General features: G+C 60.3%; 14 protein-coding genes. 6 read left to right on the top strand and 8 right to left on the bottom strand.

Going from position 1 to position 19,041, the window contains the following annotated elements:
* Positions 1–8: 8 nt before the first annotated feature.
* On the bottom strand, positions 9–1,016 hold the full coding sequence (locus NDI76_RS16170; protein ID WP_310925169.1) for an NAD-dependent epimerase/dehydratase family protein: 1,008 nt from the start codon (positions 1,014–1,016) through the stop codon (positions 9–11).
* Between the two features lie 771 nt (positions 1,017–1,787).
* Here NDI76_RS16170 and NDI76_RS16175 point away from each other — a divergent pair.
* Positions 1,788–2,570, top strand: a complete 783-nt coding sequence (locus NDI76_RS16175) for a hypothetical protein (RefSeq protein WP_310925170.1) — start codon at positions 1,788–1,790, stop codon at positions 2,568–2,570.
* A 33-nt stretch (positions 2,571–2,603) separates the two neighbouring features.
* Here NDI76_RS16175 and NDI76_RS16180 read toward each other — a convergent pair whose 3' ends face one another.
* The gene (locus NDI76_RS16180) at positions 2,604–4,157 is read right to left on the bottom strand and encodes an alkaline phosphatase family protein (RefSeq protein WP_310925171.1); all 1,554 of its coding nucleotides are present in this window, start codon (positions 4,155–4,157) and stop codon (positions 2,604–2,606) included.
* A gap of 210 nt (positions 4,158–4,367) precedes the next feature.
* Here NDI76_RS16180 and NDI76_RS16185 point away from each other — a divergent pair, with 210 nt between their 5' ends.
* Positions 4,368–5,534, top strand: coding sequence for a glycosyltransferase family 2 protein (locus NDI76_RS16185; protein ID WP_310925173.1), 1,167 nt, complete (start codon positions 4,368–4,370; stop codon positions 5,532–5,534).
* 28 nt (positions 5,535–5,562) lie between these two features.
* Here the strand turns inward: NDI76_RS16185 and NDI76_RS16190 are convergent, their stop codons facing one another.
* The 4 genes from NDI76_RS16190 to NDI76_RS16205 form a co-directional block, all read right to left on the bottom strand.
* A complete protein-coding gene (locus NDI76_RS16190) occupies positions 5,563–6,564 on the bottom strand; it encodes a DUF1616 domain-containing protein (protein ID WP_310925174.1) in 1,002 nt (333 codons plus the stop codon).
* 70 nt (positions 6,565–6,634) lie between these two features.
* The gene (locus NDI76_RS16195) at positions 6,635–6,907 is read right to left on the bottom strand and encodes a DUF8044 family membrane protein (RefSeq protein WP_310925175.1); all 273 of its coding nucleotides are present in this window, start codon (positions 6,905–6,907) and stop codon (positions 6,635–6,637) included.
* Between the two features lie 107 nt (positions 6,908–7,014).
* Positions 7,015–7,680: a sugar phosphate isomerase/epimerase family protein gene (locus NDI76_RS16200; protein WP_310925176.1), complete on the bottom strand. Its 666-nt coding sequence runs from the start codon at positions 7,678–7,680 to the stop codon at positions 7,015–7,017.
* A gap of 130 nt (positions 7,681–7,810) precedes the next feature.
* Complete coding sequence (locus NDI76_RS16205) at positions 7,811–8,977, bottom strand: twin-arginine translocation signal domain-containing protein (protein ID WP_310925177.1); 1,167 nt, start codon at positions 8,975–8,977, stop codon at positions 7,811–7,813.
* Between the two features lie 141 nt (positions 8,978–9,118).
* On the opposite strand from NDI76_RS16205, the gene NDI76_RS16210 reads away from it, so the two are divergent.
* The 3 genes from NDI76_RS16210 (at position 9,119) to NDI76_RS16220 (ending at position 13,347) form a co-directional block, all read left to right on the top strand.
* Positions 9,119–10,360: a protoporphyrinogen/coproporphyrinogen oxidase gene (locus NDI76_RS16210; protein WP_310925178.1), complete on the top strand. Its 1,242-nt coding sequence runs from the start codon at positions 9,119–9,121 to the stop codon at positions 10,358–10,360.
* A gap of 536 nt (positions 10,361–10,896) precedes the next feature.
* On the top strand, positions 10,897–12,348 hold the full coding sequence (locus NDI76_RS16215; RefSeq protein WP_310925179.1) for a flippase: 1,452 nt from the start codon (positions 10,897–10,899) through the stop codon (positions 12,346–12,348).
* A 48-nt stretch (positions 12,349–12,396) separates the two neighbouring features.
* The gene (locus NDI76_RS16220; protein ID WP_310925180.1) at positions 12,397–13,347 is read left to right on the top strand and encodes a glycosyltransferase family 2 protein; all 951 of its coding nucleotides are present in this window, start codon (positions 12,397–12,399) and stop codon (positions 13,345–13,347) included.
* A gap of 44 nt (positions 13,348–13,391) precedes the next feature.
* Here NDI76_RS16220 and NDI76_RS16225 read toward each other — a convergent pair whose 3' ends face one another.
* The gene (locus NDI76_RS16225) at positions 13,392–15,167 is read right to left on the bottom strand and encodes a carbamoyltransferase family protein (protein ID WP_310925181.1); all 1,776 of its coding nucleotides are present in this window, start codon (positions 15,165–15,167) and stop codon (positions 13,392–13,394) included.
* Positions 15,168–15,616: 449 nt separating this feature from the next.
* Between NDI76_RS16225 and NDI76_RS16230 the strand changes: the two genes are divergently transcribed.
* Positions 15,617–17,068, top strand: a complete 1,452-nt coding sequence (locus NDI76_RS16230) for a sulfatase-like hydrolase/transferase (RefSeq protein ID WP_310925182.1) — start codon at positions 15,617–15,619, stop codon at positions 17,066–17,068.
* A 228-nt stretch (positions 17,069–17,296) separates the two neighbouring features.
* On the opposite strand, the gene NDI76_RS16235 is transcribed toward NDI76_RS16230, so the two are convergent.
* Positions 17,297–18,739 (bottom strand): sulfatase-like hydrolase/transferase, encoded by a 1,443-nt coding sequence (locus NDI76_RS16235; protein WP_310925183.1) that lies wholly within the window; start codon positions 18,737–18,739, stop codon positions 17,297–17,299.
* Positions 18,740–19,041 lie beyond the last annotated feature (302 nt).

Consider the following 19,041-nt stretch of genomic DNA (forward strand, 5'->3'; position numbering starts at 1 on the left):
ACGGCATCTCAGATCATCTGCTCCTTCCACGTGTCCGGCGTGTCTTCGGTGACGATTTCCAAGTCGAGGTGGTACTCGAACTCTTTCGGACCCTCCGCTCGAATCCACTCGATCATCTCTTCGAGGCCGTCGCGAAGCGTATAGCGCGATTCGTATCCGAGCAGGTCGCGAGCCTTGTCCGCCGAGCAGTTCGCCAACTCGACCTCTTGGGGGCGTTCCGGCACGTAGATCGGATCCAAGTCGAAGTCGATGATGTCGGCGATAACCTCGGCCAGCGTGTTTATCGTGATGAACTCGTCGTCCGGGCCGATGTTGATAGTCTCGCCGACGACGTTGTCCTCGTGAGCGAGTCGCTTCAGCGGACGGACGTCGTCCTGGATGAACGTGAAACAACGCTTCTGCTCGCCGTCACCGTAGATGATCGGCTGTTGCCCCCGGAGCATCCGGTTGATGAAGATAGCCGCCACGTTTCGGAACGGGTCGTCGTACTTCTGTCTCGGCCCGATGATGTTGTGCGGAACCGCGACGACGTAATCGAAGCCGTGGACATCGGCCAGCAGTTCGGTCAGGTCCTCAGCCGCGACTTTGCTCACGGCGTAGGGGTCCTGCGGCCGGGGTTCCATGTCTTCGGTGAACGGCGTTTCGTTCTCTCCGTACCGGGACATGCTCGAGCAGTAGACGAACCGGTTGATGCCGCAGTCGGCTGCCGCGGCGAGCGTGCCCGACGTCGCTTGGTAGAGGTGGTCGTTGATCAGCGCCGGTGAGAAGACGCTCAGTCCCTCGTGCGCGAGGGCGGCGGTGTGATAGACGATGTCTGCGTCGCCCATCGCCTCCTTCATGGCGTCCACGTCTTGGCACTCGATCCGGTGGAACTCGGCTTCGGAGGGCACGTTGCTCTCGTACCCGCCGATCAGATTGTCGTTACCGGCTACTTCGTATCCCTCTTCGATGAACGCGTCGGCTAGATGGCTCCCCAGGAATCCCGCGATCCCCGTAATGAACACTCGCTCTTCCATGAGGCTATCAGCAATGTGACGGCTATTAAATCATTGCACTGATTATTCTTATAGATACTGTCTCCAAATCTAGTAGGTTTCGCGAGCACGCATCGGACCACCGTCGGCCAAGAATTCGACGGAGACGACCTGGCAGAACGGGAGAAAGATGTCGAATCTGAGAAGAAGCAGTGTATTCGAGTCCGTGAAATAACCTAATATGTTGACACTTAGTTCTTATTGACCTGCTACCAGTCTGGACGACAATTATAAATTTGTATTAACATTATGGATAGCTAACGTACCGCGTGAATCGACGTGAGAAATGCATTACAAAAGTAAGACTGTAACATCATCGGAGGTGCCAAAGCGAGCAGTCGTCCGTCGGGAGTTCGTACCCCTCGTACTACTGCGATCGACCACTTGGGAGGGCCGAGCACTTCCGCGGCGACTCGACGGCGCTTTCCCGAGAACAAGACGTGAACACGTGCCAACTGGGAGTGACGGAGCGGAGTCAAATCACGGGGTTCCGCCTCGGCATTTCGCTCCGAACAAGCAAGATTATGTTGGTTCTAAAATACTATTTAAATGACAGCACAGTCTGCGAATCCGATCGATCCGCTCGGAGAGCGACTGGACAAACTTCGTACGCTGCTAGTCGAGTTCCCGTCCCGCACCCAAACGGATGACGAGATACTTGCCATAAATAAATTATGTATATCGTGACTGTATGTCTGACATACTATACCGATAGCGGAAAGGAGCACAGGAGGAGAGAGGAGTTATCGCGTCGTGAACGAACAAGACGACACGGACGACGCGCAGAACGGGATCGCGCTCGGTCGCCGATCCTATCTGGCACTCGTGGGGGCCTCTGTGGGGGGACTCGCGGGCTGTACCGGACAGCAGTCATCTTCGGATTCGGCGACGATGGAACCGCTGGAGGTGTTCGGGTACGGAGGCGCCGCGATTATCGCCCGCGACGCGGTCACGGTGAGTGCACTCGACACGCAGAGTGAGGCCGAACCCAACGATTCCCGGGCTAACGCGACGCGCATCTCCGTCGGCGCGGAAACGACGGCCGAACTGACGGCCGGTGACGTCGACTGGTTCGCCTTCGACGCCGACGCCGGTGACGAACTACACCTCACGCTCGCGCGGGAGACGGGGGACGGAGTCGCCGCGGCGGTCCTCTACGACACCGAAGGGAGCTTTCTCGATATGGTGTACTCGGGAAGCACGCGCAGCGTCGTCACCGAAACCGCGAACGGGTCGGGCACCCACTACGCCGAAATCGTCGATATCAACGACGGGAGCGGTTCGTACACGGTCACGGTCACGAACGGCGAGGTGCCGACGTCGACGCCGACTCCTACGCCCACCCCGACGTCGACGCCGACTCCTACGCCCACCCCGACGGCAACGCCGACTCCTACGCCCACCCCGACGGCAACGCCCACGCCCACCCCCACCCCGACGGCAACGCCGACACCGACTCCCACCCCCACCCCAACGCCGGTGGAAGACGACTACGGTCAGCAGGGATACGGCGAACGCGGATTCGGCGGCGTATAACGCTCGAACGGGGAGATTTTTTATCGGGTCGAGCTATTCAAGATAGCCGATATCTTCGAGCCGGTTCTGCGCCTCCTCGCTCAACTGTTCGGACGAATCTCGCCCCTCCTCGGCGGCGTCGAGCGGACGTCGCGTTCGAACCTCACGCGTCGCGGGGTCGCTTCCGGCCTCGAATATCTCGGAGACGACGGACCCGTCCATGTCCGACGGGACGTCCAACCCCATCCAGTGGAGAACGGTGGGTGCGATATCCGTGATTCGAATCGGGTCGATGTCGGTCGCGTTCACGTCCGGGCCGTGGAAGAGCACCATGCCGTCCACGATGTTCTCACCGCGCCAGTTCGACGGCTCCGTCATGACCGCTCCGTCTCCCATCGCTTCGCCGGTGTGGACCCCGGGTTGCTGATCGAATATCAGATCGGGCGCCTGATCGAGATATTCGCCGCTGTAGACGTCTTCGGGGTGATTGACGGATCGAACGAGGGGGCCGCCATCGAGCGCCGTCTCAGCTTCCAGGTCCCGTTTCAGCGACTCGAATATTCGCGCGTGCTCGTCTTCGTCGTCGGCGACGATGTAGACGAGTCCCTGCCCGCTTCCGATCGCGGTAGTCCCTTCCCAGTCCACCATCTCCAGTTTCTCCTCCCGAACGACCCCCTCGTCGTTGGGGAATCGCTCGATAATCGCCCTCGGGATGAGCGGTCGAATGTAGGATTCGAGGCCCACGGAACGCACGAGAGAGGCGACTCGTTCCTGCGTGATGCCGACATCGAACAGGCGCGAGGAGAGACTCGACTTCGTCTGCAGGTAGCCCTGCTGCTCCAACCACCGGTTCACGTAAAAGACCGTGTGAATCTCGGTACAGCCGTGATCCGACATGAGGACGAGGTTGTAGTCCCCTTCGACGAACGGTTCTAGCTCCTCGTCGATGATCTCCCAGGCCCGTCGCGTCTCGGGACCGTTCCAGAAGTAGTGCTGGAGGACGTTCAGGTGAAACAGCGTGACGTGGAGAAACGAGAGGTCGCGCTCTTCGAGCAGTGCGTGGGCGGTCCGAAGCCGCGTCCGGAGGAGGTCGTGGACCATCTCGACCTCCCGGTCGGAGCCCTCGTTGCTCGTGAGTACGTTCTCGGGGTGGACGCGGTACCCGAAGCGCTCTTCGAGTTCGCCTTGGAGTTCGTCCGGTTTCGTGTAGTCCCGCTCTCGCGACCGCGGACCCCCGGCGACCATCGCGCCGTCTATCTCCCGGGGCGGGTACGACATCGGGAGGTTGACCACACCCGCTTGCTCGCCGGCGTCGTTGACGTAGTCCCAGATCTCGGGCGTGCGAAAGTCGGTCGCGTCCGGAAGATGCATCGAGCGGTTCTCCGTATCGATGCGCTCCCACCAGTAGACGCCCAGTTGCCCGGGATTCTTCCCGGAGGCGTAACACTTCCAGTTCGGGCACGTGACGGGCGGCAGGTGGCTTCGAGACACGCCGGCGGCACCTTCTTCGTGGAGCCGCCGAAGGTTCGGAAGGCGTCCTTCGGACATCCACTCTCGGATCAACGGCCAGTTTCCGCCATCGAGTCCGATGACGACGGTCCTCTCCATACCCCATCCAGTGTGGTTATCGTATTAACAGATTTGGGTAAAGCTCGACAGGCGAAACCGGAAATCTCGGCGCGTTGTCCGACATCTATAAGACGGAATCAGACTCAGTACGGGGTGAGATGTGTCAGATGCTCCACTGTATTCTCCGCACGGCACCGTCGTTCGCTGGACAGTCTCTCGACGCGCCGAGCGGTCCCCTCAACTGATAGAATGATACGCACGCTGCTCGCGGTCGCGTTCTGGTCGGCGCTCTTGCTTCTGCTTCACGTGTACTGTCTGTACCCGATTACCCTGTTCGTCCTCGGGTCGATTATCAATCGATCGACGGCCGAGCGCTCGTTCGACGAACTGCCGTCGGTGTCGCTCGTCGTCGCGGCCTACAACGAGGAGGAGGTCATCGAAGAGAAGATACGGAACTCACTGGAGCTAGACTACCCCGACGACAAACTCGATATCGTCGTCTTCTCGGACGCGTCGTCCGACGCCACGGACCGGATCGTCCGCTCGTACGAGGATTCGGGGGTGCGACTGGAGCGAATCGAGGGGCGAGTCGGAAAGACGGAGTGTCAAAACCGCGTCGCCGAACGGGTCAGCGGCGACATCATCGTCTTCTCGGACGCCGACAGCATGTACGAGACCGACGCCATCCGACGGCTCGTAGAGAAGTTCGACTCGGACGTCGGCTGCGTCGTCGGCGAGCTTCGATATCAGAAGTACGGCGTCGAAGCCGAGTCCGCCTACCGAACGTTCGAGAAGTTGATCAAGCGCTTGGAACCGAAAGTGAGCTCCATCGCCGGCGGGAACGGCGCCATCTACGCCGTTCGCCGACGTTCGTACGTCCCGCTCCCGCCCGACGAGATAAGCGACTTTGCCGAACCGTTGGCGATCGTGCAGGGGGGCGAGCGCGCGGAGTACACGACCGAGGCGAGAGCGTGGGAGAACACGGGCGAGACCGTCGAGTCGGAGATGTCCCGCCGGGTCCGAATCTCGACGCGGTCGTGGAACACGCTCTTGAACTACGTCTCGCTTTTGAACCCGTTCCGACATCCGCTGTTCAGCTTCCAACTCGCCTCCCACCACGTGATTCGATGGCTGTCGCCGGTGCTGCTCGCGGTCGTCTCCGTCACGAATCTCGCGCTCGTCCTCTTCACGGACAATCTGCTCTACGCGCTCCTCCTCGTCGGACAGGTGGGTTTCTATCTGCTCGCGGCCGTCGGAGCCGTCTCGAGGCGACTCGACCGCTGGACGCCGCAGATAGCCTACGTGCCGTTCTACTTCCTCGTGCTGAACTACAGTCTCGTCGTCGCGCTCTGGAACGTCGTCCGCAACCGCAACATCGTCACGTGGGAGACGGAGACTCGGTCCGAGTCGGACTGAGGCTCGTCTCCGCGGCCTTCGCTTACCGTCACTCGGGCGCCGAGACGTTCACCCAGAGGTGAGCGCTCCGGTACGCGTTGTTCGCCTGCGGGTCGGCCGGGGCGTCTCCTCGATACAGGAGAAAGTGGAGTCGCAGTCGGTCGCCGGTGAGCGTCGGGGTCAGCACCCGCCGTTGACGCACCGATTCGTTCGACGCCAGCGTGACTCCGAACCGGTCTATCTCTTCTTCCTCGACGACGGTCACTCCCTGCGCTTGGTCTCCCGACCGGACCCGCTGTAGTTTCGTGACGACGGTGTAACTCGTCCGCTCGTGTTCGTGGTTCCGGACGCCGACGACGAGAGACCGGCTCTCTGTCGCCGTGAACTCGGTCGGGTAGTCGTCGGCGACGAGTTTGTCCTCTCCCTGCGTCAGGAGGTACAGTTCGGTGTACTGCTCGCCGTTCCGCTGGTCGACGAGCGCGTACCCCACGCCGGTCATTGCGAAGACGAGCGCGACGGCGAGCGCGACGTTCAACACGACGTCGGTTCGCGTCTCGTGCGGGAACACGTCCGCTCTGAGCGACCGATACCAGCTCTCTATCGGGGGTCGGAACCGTCGCTCGGGCGAAAGCCGAGCTCGCCGCCTCGACGCGACGACGACGCAGACGAACACGAACGACCCGAGCGCCGCCAGCATCGGACCGAGTCCGAGCCCCCAGGGGGTGAAGTTCGCCGCGAACCCGATCAGCGGGACGAGAGCCACGCTGCTCCCGAACGAGAGGACGAGGCGCTCGAGGTGAGAAAGACTCCGTCCCGAGGAGACGCCTCCCGCGTCGGGCGCCTCGGGAAACAGCGCAGCGACGAACGCGTAACCCGGAGCGAACAGGAGAAACGGAACCGAGACGACCGCTCGGAGAGGCGTCTCACGGATTCCGGGAATCGAGACGGCGATTGCGGTGACGAGGAGGAGGGCGAGGAGCGCGGCGAGGTCGAACGCGAGGTTCCGAACCGGCGACGGAAGATACGGCCGAACCCGTTCCCGAAACGACATACTCCATCACTTCTACGCCACCGATAAAAATAGCTCGGTGAACCGGCGCCCCGCCGGTCGTCTTCGAGTCTCAGAAGACGGTCGAGAGAATCGATGCGACCTGTCTCACGAGAAGATATGCGAAGATGGCGAGCCCGAGCACAATCGGCCACTTGAGGCGCGAGCGCCATCGGGGGGTCACGTTCACCGGTGCCGTGGCGACCGTCAGGAGCAGGAACCCGATCAGCGATACGAGCACGAAGAGCCCCAGTGAGAACGCGCCAATCAGCGAGAGGCCGACAATCGAAGCCAGCATCACCGCGATCTGTCCGTTGACGAATCGCTGTCGGCGTGTCGTCGCCATATCGGTTCATTTCCGTTCCGAGGCTTAAAACGTCGGATACCCGATCCGGAGTAAACGCGTGGCGACCGAGGTATCGACACCGCCGCCTCGTACCCGACCGAACTCGGTCAGATGCTCTCGTAGTACTCGTTCGCGTCCCGCTGGTATTCCGGCATGACCTCTAAGACGACGATTCCGTCGAACTCTCGTTTGAGGAGTCGGATGACGCGCGCCATGTCCATCGATCCCTCCCCGAACGCGAGTCCGTCCTGCTGGAGGGTCGAATCGCAGAGGTGGACGACTTCGATCCGGTCCGCGTACTCCGTGAGAAGGTGATCGAGCGCCGAGACGTAGTCACCCTCCGCCATGTAGAGGTGCGCCGTGTCGAGAACGAACTCGTGCCCTCGTTCGAGGATGACGCTCTCGACGTGTCGTACGCTGGCTCCAGGGTTGTTCTCGTAGCCGTATCTCGACTCGAATGCCAGTTCTTCGAGTTTGGAGACGTGCGCGAGCACGACCCGATTCGAGTGGACAACGAGGTACGCGTCGAGAGCGTCCGCTACGCGGTCGGCGCGCCTCATCCACTCGAGGTCGTCGATCGGAACGTGCGGCGTGTGGACGGATGCGACGTCGACGGGGGCTCCGTCGACAACCTCGAGCGTCCGGGCCACGTTCGCGAGGTGGGAGCGTTCGAGGTAGAGTTCGACCGTCTCGAACCCGCGGTCGTTCGCCCGTTCGAGTTCGAGAGGCTCCGCGGGCGCCTTGCCTGCAAGCGTGATGTGAGTGTCCGTCACGGTCAGCAATCCTCGCCGGGTAGCTCTCGACGCTTCGGATTAAACGTACGGATGCGAAACCCGCTCGCCTTCGACGCTGTAGCAATCGATTCGATTATTCCTGTTGGAAAATGGACTGGATTCGATTGATTTAGTCCCACGACCGCCAGAAGGCGGTCTTGGAGCGTTCGATATCGGGTATCTCAATCAGGCGGGAGTCCTCGCCGCCCGAGGAGAGCGTCGGAAGCACCTCCCTCGGTTCGTACTCCCAGTCCGCGCGCTGGAGTCCGGAGACGGACATCGGGTTGGAACCGAGTCTGGTGAAGGGGTAGGCGGCCAGAAGAAGGGCCCGCTCGTCGTCGATTCCAAACTCTCCCTTGTTGGACCAGTCGGTCGACTGGAGCGGATTTCCCCAGCCCCAGTGTTCTTTCGTCATCATGTACTCGTTGAGCGGGCTGGGAACCCTGTTTTTGACCTCCGCCTCGGTGATCGTGTATCCGCCCCGATTGTGGTCGAGAACCGTCGCGAGTCGTCGGAGCACCACGTATGCGCTCCAGCCCGAATTCCGGATGTTGTAGCCGCTCTGCTCGTTGATGTCGTCGACCTGCTCGTGCCAGTAGACGACGAGCGAGTCCGCGATCGAGGGATCCGTGAGATAGGCGTCGGCTACGGTGCAGATGTCCCCACCGACTGCCACAACGAGGGGGTTCTCGCGCGAGGCCCGCTTCGCCTCCGCGACGATCAGGTCGGTTCCCTCGGAACCGATCGGCTCCGTGTCCTCGATGCGGCCCGAGGACGGCTTCTGGTGATGGTCGAAGACGCCGAACTGCGGCGGCGGAAGGTGTTCCATCCCGCTCTCGACCGCCTTCTGATGCATTCGCTCGTGGTTCGTGACGCACTCTTCGCGGTGTCGTCCGTACTTCTTCTTGTTCTTCCAGACCTCACGGGGATAACCCAGAAGAAAGCCCCGTAAATCGACGGTGTTCGAGTCCGCCATCGCCAGAGCCAACTCGCCCATGTAGTTGTCCGTGCTCTGGTCGTTCAATTGGACGAACGGGTTCGAGGAGTCGACGGCGAGCGGATCCGGGAGGGAGCCGTAGCCCGGATACTCGCCGGCCTCCTCGGTCGAGGTTTCGGTGGCGGTGGCTGTGTCAGAGGTCTGCTCGGTGGTCTGACGCCCCTCCGTTTCGGTGGTTCCGGCCTCAGTGTCGGTTCCCGAACGCGATTGCGAACCGCACCCCGCCAACCCGGCGGTCGCGGCCAGCGCTGACAGCTTCAGAAACGACCGTCTCTCGTGGCCTCGTCTATCCTCGCTCACGTCCGATCGATGACAAGATTCGATAATAAATCTGTCGTCGCCGCGGCTGAGGGGATGCGATGGGTCGCTCCCGCCGACCGTTCTCTACGTCGAATATCGTCCGTACAAAAACTTAAAGCCCTCTTCTGTGAGTCTTGTTCTATGGGTGTCACAATCATCGGCGCCGGAGTCGCCGGCTGTACCACCGGCTACCTGTTGAGTCAACGCGGATACGATGTCACCATCGTCGAGAAGGGTGGCATCGGCGGATTGCTTCGAGAGATCGAATTCGACACCGGGTACCACTGCGACTCCGCCCCGCATCTCCTCTTCTACGACGAAACGGAGGAGGCGATCGTCGGAGAGTTGTTCTCCGAGTTCTCCGAGTTGGACGCGCACGACTTCTACGCGAAGACCTATCCGACGGGAACGCTCGACGAACCGCACGACTACCCGGTGACGAAGGCGAACATCGACCTGTGGGACGACAGCGAGCAGATCTGGGACGAATTGGCGAACGCCGAAGGGAAGACCGACGCCGACTACTTCGACCAGTACATGCTCAAACAGGTCGGACCGACGCTCTACGAGCGGTACAACGAGGGCTACACGCGGAAGCACTGGGGGGTCGAACCCGAGCGGATCACGGGCGATTGGTTCGACTTCAAGATCAGCTTCCCCGAGGAGGAGGATTCGTTCTTCAGCGGCGGCGCGTACTACCCACAGAAGAAGTACACGACGATTCTGAAGGAGATGATCTCAGACTGCGACGTCGTCTTCGACGGGGTGACTGGCCTCGACACCGACGGCGACCGGATCCAATCGCTCGTGACCGAGAACGGCCAACGACTCGAAGACGACCGCTTCGTCAGCACCATCGACCCGAGCATCCTCGTCGACGACGTGGACGCGACGTTCGACTACCGCAGTATGGTCATCTACGGGGCGCACATCGAAGCGTCCGAGCGCCTGTTCCCTTCACACGTGAACTGGGGGTACTTCCCGAACGACTACGAGTTCACCCGCGTGACCGACTACGACTTCACGCCGCAGTCGATTCCCGAGGGCGAGTACATCCTGACCGTCGAGTTCCCCTGCTTCATCGACGAGGACCTGTGGACGCGGTCGGACGAGTGGTTCGACGACTACGTGCGCTCCTTCCTTGACGAGCAGGGGGTCGAAGCGGAGATTCTCGACTCGCAGACGCGTCGCGCCCCGCGCGCGTATCCGCTCCCCGTCGAAGAGGAGATACAGAAGTTCGAGCTCATCAACGGTCGGCTCAGCGAGTACGAAAACATGTTCAACCTCGGTCGGGTGAGCACGTACGAATACATCTGGATCAAGGACATCGTCCAACAGGCGTACGAAACGGTCGACGAGATAACGGCGACGGTAACACAATAATCGGAGTAGGGCCTCCACCTATAGCGACTTCGCCAGCGAAACGGCTACCGACCTCCTTTCTGACGGGAGCAGTGGTCTATTGCGGATCTGACCTTGTCATAGATACTGTGCATCGTGAGAGAAACCTTGCTTTGGTCAAATTCACCCGCTGGTTGCCGACTTCCGTTCGCTAAATGAGTAGAAATCAGCCGCCTGCGTTCGATAGGCGGTGTCTCGTAGCTTGTGCTGTAGCGACCGTTCGGAACGACGACCGTACTTGCTCAACGGAAGTCCGTAGCTACTAACGGAGCCGTAGAGAGCCCGAGTTCCAACTCGAAAGCGCCGGGTAGCGCCTAAAGATACGATGGAGTGTTTCGGAAGCGTGTAGTACGCTCCACTTCATCCGACGGTCAAGGCATAACTGTTTCACGAGAAAATTTGTCAAAATGCATCAACAGAGTTAAGTCTAATTTGGATCGTTGTTTGGTGCACGTGTCGCTCAGAGAGATGAGACAGCCGCCGGCCAGAACGGAGGGGGGAACTGGAGGTGGTCACAAATGAACATCGCTCGTTCCAGCGTCAAGCTCTCTGTCGCACACGGCGGAAAGGCGATTATCACCTTCGGCGGCATCGCTTTCTTCGCGAACCAACTCTCACCGGGCGAACTCGGCGTCTTCTTCCTGTTCGAGGCGCTCGTTGGAGTCCTCATGATCCCGGCGGACCTCGGTCTCCGCGGCGCCGCGGAAAAGCGGATCAGCGAAGGCGACAGTCCGAGCGAGATGCTGACGACCGCGGTTCTCCTGAAGGCGCTTCCGCTGTTCGTCATCGTGAGCGGCGTGCTGCTGTTCGGGAGCTACATCAACGACTACGCGGGCGAGAGCGTCGCCGTGTTGCTCGCCGTCGCAATTGTCGGTCAGGAACTCTACCAGTTCGGCCTGCAGATCGTAAGCGCGGAACTCCGCGTCGGCGAAACGGCGATTCTCAGGCTGGCGCACAAGCTCATCTGGTTCGTCGTCGGCTACTTCTTTCTCGCGTCCGGCTTCGGCGTCACCGGGCTGATATACGGACTGCTCGTCGGATACGCGATTCCGTTCGTCTGGGCGATGATCAAACGCTCAACGGCGTTCGGTCGACCCTCCATGGAGCACGTCCACTCGCTCACCGCCTACTCCCGCTACAACTTCGTCTCGGCGGTCAGCGGCTACTTCTACAGTTGGATGGACGTCCTCATCATCGGCTGGTTCCTGACCTCCGCGCACGTCGGCGCGTACGAGGTAGCCTGGCGGGTCACCGGCGTCGTCATCATCGGAAGCAGCGCGATCGCGCAGACGATATTCCCCCAGGTCAGCCGGTGGGACGCCGAGGAAGCGATCGAGCGCATCGAACGGATTATCCCCCAGGCGGTCACGCCGTCGCTCATCATCGCGATTCCCGCGTTCTTCGGTACGCTGCTGTTTTCGCGGGAGATACTCACGTTCGTCTTCGACGCGGAGTACGCGACGGCTTCGCTCGTCCTCGTCGTGCTGATGGCCGAGAAGATACTCCAAGCCGTCCACGTCATCACGGGACGGTCGCTGAAAGCCACGAACCACCCGGAACTCGCGGCGCGCGCGGCCGTCGTCGCGATCACGACCAACCTGATCCTCAACGTCGTGTTGATCCAGCAGTACGGGCTCATCGGGGCGGCCATCGCGACGGTCGTCTCGTTCGGCATCAACACGGCGATGTGCGTCAACTACCTGTCGCGGTATCTCACGGTCCGCATTCCGTGGAGAGAGCTCGCCTGGGTCGTCGTCTCGTCGGTCGGCATGACGCTCGTACTGCTCGGTACCGAGTCGGTCGCTCCGGTCGACTCGATCTTCAGTCTTTTCGGGGTCATCGGCTTCGGCGCGGTCGTCTACGCTGGGTTCGTGCTCTTGTCGCCCTCGCTCCGCCTGAAGATCGCACAGAGCATCCGGATGGTAAAATCGGACGGCGCCGCCGGCGAACCGGTGCGAGGGGACGACTGATCGGCGGGAAAACGTTAACTCCGCGGCTGCGTCTTCTCCTCTCGACCGATGACCGCGACAGACGCGACTCCCGCAGCGGAATCTGACGACGACACCGACACCCACACCGACCGACCGGCGGTCGGAATCGTGGTGCTCACCTGGGAGAACTACGAGGACACGGCCGAGTGTCTGCGGTCGCTCCGCTCCGTCGAGTATCCGAACTACGACGTCATCGTCGTAGACAACGGCTCTACCGACGGCTCCGGGGAGCGACTCGCGGCGGAGTTCGACTGGTGCACGTTCGTGTTCAACGACGAGAACCGTGGCTTCGCCGGGGGGAACAATCCGGGTATCGAACGAGCGCTCTCGACGGGCGCCGACTACGTCCTCCTGCTGAACAACGACACCGTGGTGCGTCCCGACTTCCTCGCACCGCTCGTCGAAACCGCCGAAGAGTCCGACGACGTCGCCGCCGTCGGCGGCGTCCAGTACCGGTACGACACCGACGAGATTCTCAACGCGGGTGCGCGCTTCTTCCCCTATCTCGGCGGGCGAGTCACAACATACCGGACCGTCCGGAACGAGGACCCGTATGAAGTCAGTTACTCACCGACGTCCCTCATTCTGCTCGATCGTACCTTTATTGAGGAAAATGATATCCTTCACGACGGCTACTTCTTAGGGATGGAGGACGTCGACTTGGCGGTGCAGGCTCGGCAGCGTGGAAAGCGGGTCGTGATTAATCCCGATTCAATGATAAAACACAAAGAGGGGCTGACCCAGGAGCGGAGTCCGTTCATGGTATACCACTGGATGCGAAATCGACTACAGTTTGCGTCGCAACGACTGTCAGTCTCTCAACGAACGATATTCTATTCGATGTTCGTGTTGACTATCGTTCAATTTTCGTTGTTTTGGATAGTCCGCGGGCAAACCGACCTCCTCCGATCGACGTACGTCGGCGTAACGGACCACTTCGCGGAGAAACCGTTCAGACCGTACGAATCGTTCGAATGACGCGCTCCGAACAGGAGCGACCGAACGCAGACTGGCGGTCGCGTTCAGTCGGTCGCCTGTTGTGTGACGTCCGCTTCGAGTCGCTCGCGGTCCGCTTGCGAGGCGTCGCGCTTCTCGACGAGGACGTCCCCGAGGACGAGCAGGTCGAGACCCATCCCGAAGAAGTCCTTGATGGCCTCGGAGGGCGTGTTGACGATCGGTTCGCCGTGGTCGTTGAACGACGTGTTCAGGAGCACCGGCACGCCCGTGACGTCCTCGAACTCCGTCAAGAGCCTGTGGTAGCGCGGGTTCTGGTCCTCCCGAACGGTCTGGGGTCTCGTCGTGTCGTCGGCGGGGTGGAGGACCGCTCTGATGTCGTCTTTCTTCTCCGCTTTCGGGTCGAACGTCTTTATCATGTACGGGGACGGCTCCGCGTGGTGCAGATACTCGTCGATGGCCTCTTCGAGCATCGACGGCGCGAACGGCCGCCACTCCTCGCGGTGCTTGACGAACTTGTTGACCCGGTCGAGCGAGTCCCGCGTCCGGGGGTCGGCGAGGATGCTCCGGTTGCCGAGGGCCCGCGGGCCCATCTCCAACCGCCCCTGGAACCACCCGACGAGCGCTCCGTCGGCGATGCGCTCCGCGACGACGCGTTCGACGTCGTCGGGTCGCGAGTACGATATCTTGTTCGTCTGCAGTTGGTCTTCGATCTGATCGACGGAGTACTCCGGGCCCCAGTACGCCGTGGTCATCGGGGGCACCTGGTCCGGGCGGTACTCCCGCATACCGGCACCGAGCGCGCTCCCGGCGTCGTTCGAGACCGGTTGGATGAAGAGGTCGTCGACGCAGTCCAGTTCCATGACTCGCTTGTTCATCTTACAGTTGAGCGCGACCCCGCCCGCGAGTCCGACGTTGCCCGTTCCGAGCCGTTCGCAGTAGGTGCGCACGATGTCGGTGACGATCTCCTCAACGAGCGACTGCGTGGCGAACGCGAGGTCTTTCTCCCACTGCGTGAAGTCCGTCGGAGACTCCTTGCGCGGGCGGTCGAAGAGGTCTTCGAGTCGGTTCGTCGCGTATCCGAAGCCCTGAGAGAGCGCGGTGACGTCGTAGTCCGCGCCCGTCGTAATCACGCTTCGGAGGGCCGATTCGATGTCCTCGTTCGGTGAGCCGTAGGGGGCGAGTCCCATCACCTTCCCCTCGCCGTTGTTGGCGCGGAAGCCGAGGAACTGCGTCACCGCCCCGTAGAAGAACCCGAGGCTGTTCGCGTACTCGTACGTTCGAAGGCGGCGCAGACCGTCCTCGGTCCCCCACCAGACGCTCGTCGCGTCGTGCTCGCCGCGACCGTCCAGCGACACGACCAACGCCTCCTCGAACGGCGTCGGGTAGAACGCGCTGGCGGCGTGGCAGGCGTGGTGCTCGTGAAACTCGACCGGCGGGAGCGACGTCTCCATCTCCCGGAGGTGCTGTTTGACCGCGCGCCGCCCGGACAGCCACGAGGCGGTCTCGGTCCGCACCCGCCATCCGAGGAACTTCGCCCGTTCGAGCACGGAATCGGTCTCGGTCGCCTGACGCCTGACCGGCGGGAGGGCCCGACGGAAGAGAGACGGATCCCATGAGACGGCGATCTTGTCCACTTCGCGCAGCGAAAGCCCCTCGGCGTCGAGACACGCGTCGATGGCCTGCTTCGGAAACGTGTTCATCGCGTGCTTCTGGCGAGTGAACCGCTCTTCCTCCACGCCGAAGACTATCTCGCCGTCCTTGAACAGCACCGCGCTCGGATCGTGTGATCCGGCGTTGGCCACGCACGGATTGATAGCTAGGACATACTGGTTTTGACTCATACAGTTGCTTCGTTAACGCATACTGACAAAATAGTTGCCCCTGGTCTCGGCAAAATCAAGTACTCATTCCCTTGGTCGCCTCGGCGACATCGCTGGCCTTGGCTGACTACACTCTTGTCGCTGGGACCGACGCTTGCGTTCTTCCTGTTACGTCGGAAAATAACCGCGCGAACTGACGCCAACCTGCGTTTCCGCGGAATGTCGACCACCGGTCAGATTGGTCATCCGACTGGGGCGGCGAAATAGAGGTGGATACCAGCTGTAGACAGAAAGTTTCGACCGGGTCGGTGGATTAACCACTCTTGTGCCCGATAGATTCCATGTCTATTGAAAGAATATAAAATAATTATGAACAAAATGCAACTCGAGTCGATTCAAGGGGTCCTCTCAGGGACTGAGGAATTAACTTGGAAGCGGTTAACACCCGTTTCTCCGGTAACTTTCTTAGCTTGGACGGCGAAGAGTTCAAACGCCTTACGTCTATGAGAACGAACCACATTTCTGAACTCGCGAGATCGGTGGTCGGAAACGAGCGGATCCGCAGAGCGAGGGGCGCCATCGGTCCGATCTATCGGGCCACACTATACAATCTCGTGCAACCGGTCCAGAACAGGGTTCGGTTTCGGCGACGACTATCTGATGTACCCCAGTACGATCTTGACGATCGCAACGTACTGTTCGTTGCCGTCGATTGTCTCCGTAATGACCACCTCTCGCGCGCGGGGTATGATCGAGAGACGACGCCGTTCCTCGACTCGGTCGGGAACTACTACCCAAACTGCGCTTCGGCCGCCTCGTGGACGTACTCTTCGGTTCCATCCATCCTGACGGGGATGTACCCACATAATCACGGCGCAGTCTTCGAATCGAAATTTCGAAACGAAGGGATGGATACACCGCCTACACGCGTGCGTGAGGACGTGTACACGCTCCCTGAGGTACTCGCGAAGGAGGGATATGATACCTACCTCTCGACTGCTATCGCTACCGCGGAACTCCCCGTCCGTGGTCGGTTCAAGAATGCCAACATCTATCACGACAGCCACTATAACGAACCAGCGGAGGATATGGTGGATCACCTACTCGAGTGGTGGGACTCGGCCGATGGTCCCCGGTTCGGATACGTCCACCTCGGCGACCTTCACACGCACCTTCGGCGCCCCGAGATGAAACCATTCGGAGAGATCCCCAACATCCCAGATGTTGAACACTGGGACTTCACTCACACAACGGAACCCGAAGACAAGTTCAAGGCTTATCGGCAGGCGAAACTGAAACTCTATGACAGCAACCTCCGCTACGTCGACGACCAGATTCGACGGCTGTTCGGGGCACTCTCCGTTCGTGACGAACTGGACGACACACTGATCGTCGTCGTGGGTGACCACGGTGAGGAGTTCTGGGAACGGGTCGAACTAGAGCGGAATCACTTCAAAGACCCGCGGGGCATCTATGGGACCGGACACGGACACGCCCTCATTCCCGAAGTACTCTTCGTCCCCCTGATCATCGTCGGCGGGAGCGACCGTCAGACAACCGAGTGGACATCCACCACGGACATCGTACCGACGACTCTGGCCGAACTGTCCGCGTCGAACAAACTGCTATCGTCGCTCGACGGCGTGCCCCTACAAGACCCCGTACCCGACCGAGGGGTGCTCGCCGAGGAGATCGCTTACGGATACGACCAACAGGCGGTCGTTCGAGACGGCCATCTCCTGATCCACTCGCCCCACGAAAACGAGACCGTGGTGCTCGACATCGCCACCGACAAACTGGTAGACGACCCAGAACTCGCGTCGAAACTAAAAGCAGACCTCGCCGACGAGAAACACGTCGGGACAGCGGCCGGGTTGGACTCGAAGACGGAAGAACGGCTGACGGACCTCGGCTACATCTGACCGCCTCGAACCGTAGTCGTATCGCCGGACAAGCAACAGCATGAGCGAGAGTGGCTACTCTCGATTCGTTCCGTACCGCGTCAACGGTGCGTGGGTAACCGAGGTCAGAGACGGTGACTCGGCTCTGCGAACACGTCCTCGAAACAAGAATCGGTGTGAGTCGTTCGCCGCAGTCGCCTATAACGCAGGAGCGTCTCCGGACCGCCTCGACAACGGGTTTCGTAACAGTTAGAGGTATCCGAGTTCTTCTAACCTATCTTTCGTGTGTTCGTCGACGTCGTCTCTCTCAGCTTTCCGCTCTTCTAGTTCGATAGCCGCGCGATACTCGTTTAAGTCGACGGAGAAGTGTTCAGTCGCCCACTCGGGGATTTGAATGTCGTCAGCCACGTGTTCCTGCCAGTTCGGCCGTGTCCTGTCCAATCGGTACTTGGCGGTCTCGCCGAGGGAGTCCCACACCAACTTCTCCTCGTCCGCGATCGCACAGCGTTGAGAACGAGAGTGGAACTCAAAAAGGTCCTCCGATGCGAGTTCCTTCACTTCGTCTCTGTCGCGCCCGATCAACTCTGCAGGTACAGTTTCACGGAAGACATCGGCCGCTTCACCGTCTGCGAGCGAGGCGATTAGCTCCCCTAGTTCGAGATGGCTAAAGAGTTCGTGTTCCTCCTCGTCGTAACTCCCCTCTGGCGCGTTAACGATGTAGAGTGGGACGTGAAGAAGCGCTTCGGAGAGGCTACTGGTGTGACCGAAGAGATGATCCTCAGGGGCGTATCCGAGGTTCTCGCCGTGATCCGCGGTGATTATGAACGTTGTCTCGTGTTCGGTCGCCGCTTGAACGTCGGCAATGAGATTTGCCACCTTCCGGTCAAGGTAGTCGATAGACGCCGCGTAGAGTTGCCGATAGTTGGAGACGAATTCGTCGTACGTATCTACCGCGCCATCGATATTGTACGTCACCTCGTCAAGGTGGTCGAACGAAAGAGAAGACCAAGAGTTGGGGACGTCGTGAATCGATTTATCGTAGCCGATCACGTGGTGCATCGGTCCGTGCGCGTCCATGAAGTTCGTGAAGAAGAAGAACGGTTGAGAGGAGTCGTCCGTTCGCTTGCTGATCTCCCGGCAGATAGTCGATGCGCCGTCGTCCAACGGTTTCGGGAGTGAAGACTTCGACAGCCACTGATCGACCTGCGCGAACAGACCGTTAGCGAAGCTCTGTAGCGAGTTGTCTCGACGCAGTGCCGTTTTGAGGTACTCGAGATAGAGATCAACCCCGGTGGCGTCGCACTCCGACAGTGCAAACCGTTTAACATCCATTCCGTCTTGGAACCGACGGTACGGCGATATATTTACGAAATCGTCGAAGTAGTCGCCGAATCCGAACTCAGTACTCGCCCAGACGTTCGCACTGACGCCGAACGTCCTGTGGTCGGGAAGAGAGTCAAGAAACGTGTCCGAACGAGAGATTCCGTCGTATCTCACCTTGGTATACGTGACTCCGCTCTCGTGCGGAAGGTCTCCCGTGAGTATACTTCCGTGACTCGGGACGCTACAAGAACTCGCCGCCCGACACTGTTCGAAGCTCACATCGGCTATCGACTGAATTCGTGGCGCATACTCATCGAAGTGGTCCTTCCTGACCGAATCAAGGATGATGAGCGCGACGTTTCTCGTCATGTGTGGTGTGTTGTTAAAGAGGCATCATAAATCTATTTTGCTACCGTAGACACTCACTCTCGCTACTGTCGGGAAGGTTAACGGCATGACCGCGGCATTAGGAAAGATCTGACAGACTCATCCGGAAACGACGGCTACGTCTGGTTGTATCATTTCATCGAAGGGGGCGCAGTGGGTCCATCACGGAGAGACTGACGCAGAAAACGCCGAATCGTCGGGAACTACACGTCTGATAAGGTCTGCCAACACACTATCACTGAAATCACCGGTCTTGGTCGGACACCCGGCGGAGACGACGAAAG

Origin of the sequence: Halogeometricum sp. S1BR25-6 (assembly GCF_031624495.1) — an archaeon.
Taxonomy (GTDB): Archaea; Halobacteriota; Halobacteria; order Halobacteriales; family Haloferacaceae; genus Halogeometricum; species Halogeometricum salsisoli.

What these genes read in the sequence shown, in the direction of transcription:
- NDI76_RS16180 (WP_310925171.1), bottom strand. Translation starts at nt 4,157, where the DNA reads ATGGAGAGGACCGTCGTCATCGGACTCGATGGCGGAAACTGGCCGTTG.
- NDI76_RS16225 (WP_310925181.1), bottom strand. Translation starts at nt 15,167, where the DNA reads ATGAGTCAAAACCAGTATGTCCTAGCTATCAATCCGTGCGTGGCCAAC.
- NDI76_RS16195 (WP_310925175.1), bottom strand. Translation starts at nt 6,907, where the DNA reads ATGGCGACGACACGCCGACAGCGATTCGTCAACGGACAGATCGCGGTG.
- NDI76_RS16190 (WP_310925174.1), bottom strand. Translation starts at nt 6,564, where the DNA reads ATGTCGTTTCGGGAACGGGTTCGGCCGTATCTTCCGTCGCCGGTTCGG.
- NDI76_RS16235 (WP_310925183.1), bottom strand. Translation starts at nt 18,739, where the DNA reads ATGACGAGAAACGTCGCGCTCATCATCCTTGATTCGGTCAGGAAGGAC.
- NDI76_RS16185 (WP_310925173.1), top strand. Translation starts at nt 4,368, where the DNA reads ATGATACGCACGCTGCTCGCGGTCGCGTTCTGGTCGGCGCTCTTGCTT.
- NDI76_RS16215 (WP_310925179.1), top strand. Translation starts at nt 10,897, where the DNA reads ATGAACATCGCTCGTTCCAGCGTCAAGCTCTCTGTCGCACACGGCGGA.
- NDI76_RS16170 (WP_310925169.1), bottom strand. Translation starts at nt 1,016, where the DNA reads ATGGAAGAGCGAGTGTTCATTACGGGGATCGCGGGATTCCTGGGGAGC.
- NDI76_RS16210 (WP_310925178.1), top strand. Translation starts at nt 9,119, where the DNA reads ATGGGTGTCACAATCATCGGCGCCGGAGTCGCCGGCTGTACCACCGGC.
- NDI76_RS16220 (WP_310925180.1), top strand. Translation starts at nt 12,397, where the DNA reads ATGACCGCGACAGACGCGACTCCCGCAGCGGAATCTGACGACGACACC.